A 9,471-nucleotide genomic window follows, 5' to 3' on the forward strand; every position below is an offset into this window, starting at 1 on the left:
CAAAAAGCCGCGAAAGCGGCTGACAACGCCGATAATGACTTGATGGACGAAGACGATATTGCGGCACTATTAGAGCAAAATCAATCTACGCCTAGTGATTCTGCTGAACCTGCGCAAGCTGCGGCATCGCAAGCTCAAGAGCAAAGTGATATTGACGATATTTTGGCCGACGCGCAGCCGCCGTCATCTTCAACAGACGCTGCAATGGGTAATCAAAACCAACAAGAGCCGCAAGATATTAGTTGGCCCTTGCCTGATTTTACTGAGCCTCAGGATAAACAGCAGCAACCTGCCAGTAATGCTTACAACATGAAGCCAGCTTGGTTCTACGAGGCGCCGGAGGAACAAGAGCCAGAAATCGAATTTGAGCCGATGACCATTGAAGAGCTTGAGGCGCTTCGTCAGTCGGCTTATGACGAAGGCAAGGCCGAAGGTATTGAGGCTGGGCATCAGGAAGGTTTGGCTAAGGGATTCGAAGAAGGTGTAGAGCAAGGTAAGCAGCAAGGTCTCCAAGAAGGCTTGGCGCAAGGCTTAAGTGAAGGCCAACAACAGATTGACGAGTTAGCGGGGCGCTGGGCAGGCTTAATTGGCCAATTACACCAGCCTTGTCAGCAGTTGGATCAAGAAGTTGAGCAACAAGTGGTTGAGCTGGCCATGAAATTAGCCGCCGAAATTGTTCAAGTTGAATTAGTCACCAACCCTAAGGTCATTGTTAATACGGTGAAACAAGCGGTAGCGGCTTTGCCCTTGCAGAACCAACATATTCGGATCCACCTACATCCCGATGACATGGCGATAGTACAGAGTGTCTTTCCACCAGAAACCCAACAGAAAAAACAATGGCAGCTGTTAGCCGATGGCAGCTTAACACCGGGCGACTGTTTAATTGAAAACGAGCTTTCATCGGTATCGGTTGATATGAGCGAAGTAATTAAACAGAGCTTACAGTCTTTTATTCGCCAAAATGGGCAAGACGATGACGCTGAGCCAACGACTTAAACATTACCAGACCGAGCATCTACGTCATAAGCCTACGGTAGCTGGAAAATTGACACGGGTAGTTGGTTTAACCTTAGAGGCGGTTGGTTGCCGAGCGCCAGTGGGCTCGTTATGTATGGTGGAAACCCTAGACGCTTATCTAGAAGCCGAAGTGGTGGGTTTTTCTGGTGATAAATTGTTTCTTATGCCCAGTGAACAATTAACTGGAGTGCTTCCTGGCGCACGAGTTATTCCTATGCACGAAAGTCATGGTATTCCGGTTGGCATGGAACTGCTGGGGCGGGTGATTGACGGTGTCGGCAAGCCACTGGATGGCTTGGGAGAAATTTACTGCAAGCAAACCACCAAGTTAAATTCTGAACGTTTAAACCCGATGGCTCGTAAACCCATTAAACAACCCTTAGATGTAGGGGTTCGTTCGATTAACGCGGTGTTAACCGTGGGACAAGGTCAACGGATGGGCTTGTTTGCTGGTTCAGGGGTCGGTAAAAGTGTCTTAATGGGCATGATGACCCGAGGAACTACTGCCGATGTAGTGGTGGTAGGGTTGATTGGTGAACGGGGACGAGAAGTTAAAGAGTTCATTGATGAAATCCTTGGCGAAGAAGGGCGTCAGCGAGCGGTGGTCATTGCCGCTCCTGCTGATGCGTCGCCATTGATGCGCTTAAAAGGCTGTGATACCACCTTAACGATTGCCGAATATTTTCGCGATCAGGGCTTGAATGTATTGCTGTTAATGGACTCGCTGACTCGTTACGCGCAGGCTCAGCGTGAGATTGCCTTAGCCATTGGCGAGCCTCCTGCTACCAAAGGGTATCCGCCTTCGGTATTTGCTAAGTTACCCCGGCTGGTTGAGCGCGCGGGCAATGGCGGGGAAGATCAAGGTTCGATCACTGCATTTTTCACTGTTCTCACCGAAGGTGATGATTTGCAGGATCCGATCGCTGATGCCGCTCGGGCTATTTTGGATGGTCATATCGTATTATCGCGTCAGCTCGCCGATTCAGGCCACTATCCTGCAGTAGACATAGAAAAATCGATTAGTCGGGTAATGCCGGCCGTAACTAGCGAAGGGCACCAGCAATTGGCGCGACAGTTGAAAGCTCTCAATGCTTCTTATCAGCAGAATCAAGATCTTATATCCATTGGCGCTTATCAACGTGGTGCCGATAAACGGATTGATTTAGCCATCGCCATGAAGCCACACATGGATCAGTTCTTGCAGCAAGGAATGAAAGAAGTGGTCGCTTATGACGAAAGTCTGACGCGGATGGAACGTACCATGCAAATGGCCAACATCAACGCTCAGAGTCCTATCAACTAAGCGAATATTCGGGCTGTAATTAGGAGCGGGACATGGCCAGACGTGCCTTATATTTAATGGTGGAGCGCTTGCAAGAGCAAGAGCAAGATGCGGCCAAGCAAATGGCCGAGGCTCAACAACAGCTCAGCGAATTTGAAGCCCAGCTGGCCCATCTCGAAGATTATCGCCGCTCCTATTTAGAACAGGCCTTAGCCAAAGGTGTTGACGGTTTTTACGCAGATAGCTTTCACCAATATCAGATTTTTATTCAAAAGTTAGAGCAAGCCAGCGTTCAACAAAGTAAATCCATTGAACAACTGAAAAAAAATGTGTTGGTGAAACGCCAACAATGGCTAGAACTTCAATCTAAAAGAAAAGCTATGGAGCTGTTGATAGACAAACAGCTCAAGCAACAGCAGCAAAAACAAATGCGCGAAGAACAAAAGCTATTAGATGAATATGCTTTATATGCGCACTTAAGAGGTCAAGCTAGCTAAGTCGGCATAAAATATGCTTTGTTTCATTATTGATTATGATTTGCCGTATTAACCCTGCTCGTGAAGCAAATTATCTTAAAGGATAGGCATAGATGGAATTCCTGTTAACTGACTCAGCTAATGGCTCACAATTAGGTTCTTTGCATAGCGCATCGCTTAAACCTGTTGGAAAGAGCGACGATTTTGCTAATTTAGTTAAAGACTTAAAAGTCTTGCCTAGCTCGGTGAAGGCGCTTGGTTTAGCTAAGGATAAGCAGATCCTGGTGACAGAATCCGCTGCCAAGGGAGCTGCGGAGCCAGCTAGCCCGTTAGAGCTACTCAAGCAGCTAGATAATGCCAAACAAGTTGCCGAAGACTTAAGCGCAACTAAAGTTGTTAGCAATGCACCGGAAACTGAGGCTGAAACAGCCCCCGCACCCGCTGAAGCAACGCTAGACCTTGTGGTAAGCGCAGAGCAGGCGCAAGCCGATGCAGAGCAAGATGCCGCAAACCAAGCTAACTCAGATGGCGACAGTAAAATGGCTGAAACTAGTCGACAGCTGCAAGCGGAACAAAGCGGCACAGACTTGCCGCCTAACTATACGGCTTCGGCCGCATCCACCTCAATTATCAATCAAGACGCCAAGTCGTCATCAGGTGACGCTGAGACTGAGTTATTAAGCGACTCCGAGGCGCAAACAGCGACTAAAAGTGATCAACAAGCTGCTGTTGACACAGTGGCTAAATCAGTTGAAACGCAAGTGGCGTCAGCCGTTACCAAGCTTAAGCAAACTGAGCCGGCGAATGTGACTGCGTTGAATGCTCAAAGTTCTTCAACTCAACAAGACGCCGGCGAACAAGTAGAGCAAGCTGTCACTGTGCGACCACTTCAGTCAGAAAAACTAAGCGCTGAAGACGGCAAGACTACACTAAAGCTGAAAGCGGAACAGCAGGTAGAGGCTAAACTTAACGCTGCTGTCCAAGCCACTACAGATAAGGCCCAAATTAACGATAAAGTTAACATTGCAGAGAAGACTCAAGTCGCTGACGAGGCTAATTCAGAAAGTACTAATCTTAATAGCCGTCAGTCTGATTTGTCAGCTAAAGTGAGTGAGGCTGGGAAAGCGCCAGAAGCGGCTAAAGCGGTGGTAAGTCAAGAGCAAAAGCCGCTTTCAAGCGAGCAGGCTAAAGCCGCCGCCACTACACCTGCTAGTGCCGCAATAACAGAACAGCTAGACGAGTCGAAACTACACAGTACCAGCTTAAATCGTTCTGAGCTTAGCTATAACCAAGTTGGAAATGATAAGAACAGCGCCAAGCCGACTCAAACTACGTTGGATTCTCAACCTGAGGCATCGGCTGTTTCCGCTAAGTCCCAGCCGCAACAACAGACGAGCAATGAGGCCGGTGTCAAACTTGTCAGTGAACAAGCGAATACCAGTGAACATGCCACTCGACTTGCTAGTGAAGCTAAGCCGAGTGCTGCGCAGCCCAACACCGTTACAGCCACCAAAACTGGCGGCGCCCAAGCCCAGTCGGTCATTGATAAAGCAGCCGTTAATCAAGCGGCTGGTGAAGTTATCAGTCAGCAAAGTGACCAGCATGGAAGTGATGAGCACCCCGATCAGCAAACACAAGGGCACTCTCAACAAGTTTTACATGCGGCTGAGTCGGCTCGTCAACCTGAGGCTGCTAGCTTGTTTAGACCGGCCACTAGCTCAGAAGGCATTAGCAGAGCAGAGTCTTCTACTCAGGACTTGGGATTAAAACAAGCGCAGTTAGCTAATCAAGCCAATGACAAGGCAAGTTTTATTGGTGAGCGCTTAAACCCTGCACATTATCAAGCGCCAGCAGAATTGAATCAACGAGTGCAATATATGTTGAGTCAGGGCATGCAAAAAGCCGAAATACGGCTTGATCCGGCAGAATTAGGCAGCATGCATGTTCGTTTACAAATGAATCAAGACCAGCAGGTAACGGTGCACATTCAAGTACAAAATCCTCAGGCAAAAGAAGCTTTAGAGCAAACTATGCCGCGTCTGCGGGAAATGTTGCAGCAACAAGGGATAGAATTGGGACAAAATCAGGTGAGTCAACAGCAGCAAGGTAATGCTTCTCATCAGGGGCAAGGGCAAACTTCCTTTTTCTCCGCTAGAGCTGAAAATACCGAGCAAAACGACGACTTAGCCGAACAAGACTTAACTGCGATGCTGGCAAAACAAACAAATAGTGACGGGATCGATTATTACGCCTAGTTTATTTACCAGTGGCGCTGTTGAAGCCACTCTTAACTATGTAATAATAAAAACAGTTTAGCGAATATTTCATGGAAACTTAAATGGCCGAAGAATCTGAATTGACCGTCGAAGATGGCGCAAGCGGAAGCAAAAAGAAGCTAATAATCATTATTGCCATAGTTCTGGTACTGGTGATTGGTGGCGTAGTCGGATTTTTGCTATTGAGTGGTGGTGAAGAGCAGGCGCCTGCGGCGGCCACAGCTACAGAGAATGTGCAAGAAACGGTGACTCATACGGCGTTGTATGTGGGCATGCCTCGACCTTTCGTGTTTAATATTGTGGGGGATAGCCGAGATCGCTTAGTTCAAATCAAAGTACAATTACTGGTTCGTGGAACGGCGAATGAGGAATTAGCTAAGTTACATATTCCTCTAATTGAAGGCACCTTATTAAGTGTCTTTAGTGCCGCCTCAGTTGAAGAGCTTTCTACGCAAGAAGGCAAAGACAAAATACGTGAAAACTCGCTAATTGAGACACAGAAAGCGTTAAAAGAAATAACTGGTAAAGTCGTGGTTGAGAAAATCCTGTTTACCGGCTTTGTCATGCAATAAAGGACTGACGTGAGCGATTTATTAAGCCAAGACGAAATCGATGCGCTGTTACACGGCGTAGACGATATAGAAGAGGATGTCATTGAGCCGGAGATGTCCGGCAGTGTGGTTGAATTTGACTTCTCTTCTCAAGATCGCATTGTGCGCGGGCGAATGCCCACCTTGGAGTTGGTTAACGAGCGCTTTGCACGGCATATGCGGATCAGCCTGTTCAATATGATGCGCCGCACTGCGGAAGTATCGATTAACGGCGTGCAAATGATTAAGTTTGGTGAGTACGTACATACCTTGTTTGTCCCTACCAGTTTAAACATGGTGCGTTTTCGTCCGCTTAAAGGAACCGCCTTGATCACCATGGAAGCTCGTTTGGTATTCATTTTGGTGGAGAATTTCTTCGGTGGTGATGGGCGCTATCACGCCAAGATTGAAGGGCGTGAATTTACTCCCACTGAACGGCGCATCATTCAAATGTTGTTGAAACTCATCTTTGAAGATTACGTGGAAGCATGGGCACCGGTTATGGATGTGGGTTTTGATTATTTAGACTCAGAAGTTAACCCTGCTATGGCGAACATTGTTAGCCCTACGGAAGTCATTGTGGTGAGTTCTTTTCATATCGAACTTGATGGCGGCGGCGGTGATTTTCACATTGCTATGCCGTACTCCATGTTGGAGCCTATTCGTGAGTTGCTCGATGCCGGCGTACAAAGTGATAAGCAAGATACCGACCAACGCTGGAGTTCGGCTTTAACCGACGAAATTATGGATGTACCGGTGGGCTTACATACTAAATTGTTGGAAACAGAGCTCACCCTACGGCAATTAATGGAGCTTAAGGCCGGAGATATTATTCCTATTGAAATGCCGGAAACGGCGATGCTGTATGTAGAAGATTTGCCGAGTTTTCGAGTCAAACTGGGTAAGAAAAATGAAAAAATGGCGCTGAAAATTGATACCAAATTGAAACGCCCTGATACGGTTAAAAGCGATCTTGAATTGGTGGTAAGAAACGGCCGCCGCTCAGCGAAGAACGAAGAGTGAGAGTAATAAGGAACAACTATGAGTGATCAAGATGATATGGCAGATGAGTGGGCGGCAGCAATGGCTGAGGCCGAACCCGCTCCGCTTGAAGAGTTTGTTGATGAGTCAAAACCGATTAGCGAAGAGGAGCAACGTAAACTTGACGCAATCATGGATATTCCTGTCACCATTTCCATGGAAGTAGGGCGTAGCAATATCAGTATTCGTAATTTGTTACAGCTAAACCAAGGCTCGGTGGTTGAGTTGGACAGGGTGGCCGGTGAACCCTTGGATGTATTAGTAAATGGCACCTTGATCGCCCATGGTGAAGTGGTTGTGGTCAATGATAAGTTTGGTATTCGTTTAACTGACGTGATTAGCCAAACTGAACGCATTAAAAAGCTTAAATAATGCTTTATCGCTTAATCCTCTCGTTGTTTGCTGGCACGGTATTGCCAGCAGCCGCAGAACCAGCCGCCACAGCCAGCCCTCCATCTACGCCGATTGAGATCGTTTCTTGGTTAATGTCCTTGGCCTTAGTCTTGGTAACTATTTTTGTTTGTGCTTGGATATTGAAGAAAACGCGTCTTAATCAGTTTTCTGCAGGCCAAGCCAAGGTAGTGAGCAATTTGACGCTGGGAGCGCGCGAGCGAGTTACCGTTGTGGAAATCGGCGGGCAACAATATTTGTTAGGTATTACCCAGCATTCAATTAATTTATTAGATAAATTAGAGACTCCATTGCCGGTGCCTGCTGGGTCTAAAATGAATGCACCGTTTGCTAAACAGCTACAAGGAATGTTGTTTAAAAATGAAAAGTAAGCTGCTCTATGGCTTGGTGTTAAGCTGCTTAATGATTTTGCCGAGTTATGCTCAAGACGGCATTTTACCAGCGATTACCATGACCACCAATGCAGATGGTGGACAAGAATATTCTGTCACCCTGCAGGTTCTCGCGTTAATGACGGCGTTGTCATTCCTGCCAGCCTTGGTGATTATGATGACGTCATTCACTCGAATAGTGGTGGTGATGTCTATACTGCGTCAGGCGATGGGCTTACAGCAAAGCCCTTCTAACCAAGTAATTATTGGTATCGCCTTATTTTTAACGTTTTTCATCATGTCGCCGGTGATTGATCAGGTAAACCAAAATGCGGTTCAGCCTTATTTGAACGAAGAGCTAAGCTCGATGCAGGCCTTTGAACAAGCTAAGCAGCCAATGAAAGAGTTTATGCTGGCGCAAACGCGTTTAACCGACTTAGAAACCTTTGTCAGAATCGCCAAAATTGAGGTGGCGGCGCCTGAGGAAGTACCGTTTAACGTATTGATCCCTGCCTTTATTACTTCCGAGTTAAAGACCGCTTTCCAGATTGGCTTTATGCTGTTCATTCCTTTTTTGGTCATTGACTTGGTAGTGGCCAGTATTTTAATGGCCATGGGGATGATGATGTTGTCACCAATGATTGTTTCCTTACCCTTTAAACTGATGTTGTTTGTATTGGTTGATGGCTGGAGTTTGGTGATGGGAACCCTCGCGAATAGTTTTGGTATATAGCGCCAAGGAAGCCTAAACATGGAACCAGAAGTCTTTGTTGATGTATTCCGTTTAGCCTTAGGGCAGGTGGTGATATTGGTCTCGGCCGCCATTATACCCAGCCTGCTGGTGGGCTTAGTGGTATCTATTTTTCAGGCCGCTACATCGATTAACGAACAGACTCTGAGCTTTTTGCCTCGCCTTTTGGTTACCTTGGCATCGCTGATGTTTGCCGGGCATTGGTTTACTGAAAAGTTAATGGAGTTGTTTTTCACCATGGTGGAGATGATTCCGCAGGTTGTTGGCTAATGGAGTTTCCCGCTAGTGTGGTCATGGCATGGATAGCGCAGTATTTATGGGCGTTAACCAGAGTGGCGGCCATGTTAATGGCTCTGGCCAGTTTTGGTGGTAAATCGGTACCCACTCGGGTTCGTTTGTTATTAGCTCTTGCGATCACCTTTGCTTTGGTCCCGGTATTACCACCGGTAAGCGATATTGAACTGTTTTCTTTTAATGCGGTTATTGTTTTAGCGCAGCAGGTATTGATTGGTGCCGCCATCGGTTTTATTTCCCAGTTAGTGATGCAGACTTTTGTGATTGGTGGGCAGGTGATTGCGATGCAAACCAGCTTGGGTTTTGCGTCGATGGTGGATCCTAACAATGGCCAAAGTACCCCAGTTGTTGGACAATTTTATTTACTCTTAGCTACTTTGCTATTTTTGGCTATAGATGGTCACTTGCAATTGATTAGCCTCATCGCCATGAGTTTTGAGACTCTGCCTATCGGGATGAATGGCTTAGCCAGTCTTGATTACCAACTGCTAGCCGGTTGGTATTCGCAGTTATTTTTGGCGGCGCTAGCACTATCGATTTCGTCGGTGGTGGCGATGTTATTAGTTAACTTTTCTTTCGGTATCATGACCCGAGCTGCGCCCCAATTGAATATATTTAGTATTGGTTTTGCGGTGAGCATGTTATTTGGCTTGTTCATTCTTTGGTTAACGATTGGCGGATTCATGGCTCACTTCGAAGCGCAGTGGGAGCTTGGTCGCAGTTTGGCATGTAGCATGCTTCGTATTGGCTGTTGAAGTTAAGGTTAAATTACGATGGCCGATGACGAACAAGAAAAAACGGAAGACCCCACGGGGAAAAAACTCCAGGATGCTCGAGAAAAAGGCCAGATAGCCCGTTCTAAAGAGTTGGGCACGGCTGCGGTTTTGATTAGTGCCGCACTGGCCATCATGGGCTTTGGTAGCATGCTAGCCGAGTCGATGGTCAAGGTGTTTCAAATT

At 46.9% G+C, this 9,471-nt stretch carries 12 protein-coding genes; all 12 read left to right on the forward strand.

All coding sequences use genetic code 11. The annotated features are described in order from the left end of the window. On the forward strand, window positions 1-999 hold a 999-nt coding region (gene fliH / locus ACQY6Q_RS13655; RefSeq protein ID WP_427982205.1), incomplete at its 5' end, for a flagellar assembly protein FliH. Then, a complete protein-coding gene (gene fliI / locus ACQY6Q_RS13660; protein ID WP_427982206.1) occupies window positions 977-2,323 on the forward strand; it encodes a flagellar protein export ATPase FliI in 1,347 nt (448 codons plus the stop codon). The genes fliH and fliI, both read left to right, overlap by 23 nt. A 32-nt stretch (window positions 2,324-2,355) precedes the next feature. Next, window positions 2,356-2,799 (forward strand): flagellar export protein FliJ, encoded by a 444-nt coding sequence (gene fliJ / locus ACQY6Q_RS13665; RefSeq protein ID WP_427982207.1) that lies wholly within the window; start codon window positions 2,356-2,358, stop codon window positions 2,797-2,799. Between the two features lie 92 nt (window positions 2,800-2,891). Beyond that, window positions 2,892-5,033 carry a flagellar hook-length control protein FliK gene (locus ACQY6Q_RS13670; RefSeq protein WP_427982208.1) on the forward strand — a complete coding sequence of 714 codons (2,142 nt, stop codon included), beginning with the start codon at window positions 2,892-2,894 and terminating at the stop codon, window positions 5,031-5,033. A gap of 83 nt (window positions 5,034-5,116) precedes the next feature. Beyond that, on the forward strand, window positions 5,117-5,626 hold the full coding sequence (fliL, locus tag ACQY6Q_RS13675) for a flagellar basal body-associated protein FliL (RefSeq protein WP_427982210.1): 510 nt from the start codon (window positions 5,117-5,119) through the stop codon (window positions 5,624-5,626). 9 nt (window positions 5,627-5,635) lie between these two features. Beyond that, window positions 5,636-6,667 carry a flagellar motor switch protein FliM gene (gene fliM, locus ACQY6Q_RS13680; protein ID WP_427982211.1) on the forward strand — a complete coding sequence of 344 codons (1,032 nt, stop codon included), beginning with the start codon at window positions 5,636-5,638 and terminating at the stop codon, window positions 6,665-6,667. A gap of 18 nt (window positions 6,668-6,685) precedes the next feature. Then, a complete protein-coding gene (gene fliN, locus ACQY6Q_RS13685) occupies window positions 6,686-7,057 on the forward strand; it encodes a flagellar motor switch protein FliN (protein ID WP_055732203.1) in 372 nt (123 codons plus the stop codon). Next, complete coding sequence (gene fliO / locus ACQY6Q_RS13690) at window positions 7,057-7,467, forward strand: flagellar biosynthetic protein FliO (RefSeq protein ID WP_427982212.1); 411 nt, start codon at window positions 7,057-7,059, stop codon at window positions 7,465-7,467. The genes fliN and fliO overlap by 1 nt, the downstream gene beginning before the upstream one ends. Before the next feature lie 31 nt (window positions 7,468-7,498). Next, window positions 7,499-8,200: a flagellar type III secretion system pore protein FliP gene (fliP, locus tag ACQY6Q_RS13695; RefSeq protein ID WP_427982216.1), complete on the forward strand. Its 702-nt coding sequence runs from the start codon at window positions 7,499-7,501 to the stop codon at window positions 8,198-8,200. An 18-nt stretch (window positions 8,201-8,218) separates the two neighbouring features. Continuing rightward, window positions 8,219-8,488 (forward strand): flagellar biosynthesis protein FliQ, encoded by a 270-nt coding sequence (gene fliQ / locus ACQY6Q_RS13700; RefSeq protein ID WP_427982213.1) that lies wholly within the window; start codon window positions 8,219-8,221, stop codon window positions 8,486-8,488. Beyond that, window positions 8,488-9,267, forward strand: a complete 780-nt coding sequence (fliR, locus tag ACQY6Q_RS13705) for a flagellar biosynthetic protein FliR (protein WP_427982214.1) — start codon at window positions 8,488-8,490, stop codon at window positions 9,265-9,267. The genes fliQ and fliR overlap by 1 nt, the downstream gene beginning before the upstream one ends. A gap of 18 nt (window positions 9,268-9,285) precedes the next feature. Continuing rightward, window positions 9,286-9,471, forward strand: a 186-nt coding sequence (locus ACQY6Q_RS13710; RefSeq protein WP_427982215.1) for an EscU/YscU/HrcU family type III secretion system export apparatus switch protein, incomplete at its 3' end; no start/stop codon positions are given.

Origin of the sequence: Agarivorans sp., assembly GCF_050295395.1 — a bacterium.
GTDB lineage: Bacteria > Pseudomonadota > Gammaproteobacteria > Enterobacterales > Celerinatantimonadaceae > Agarivorans.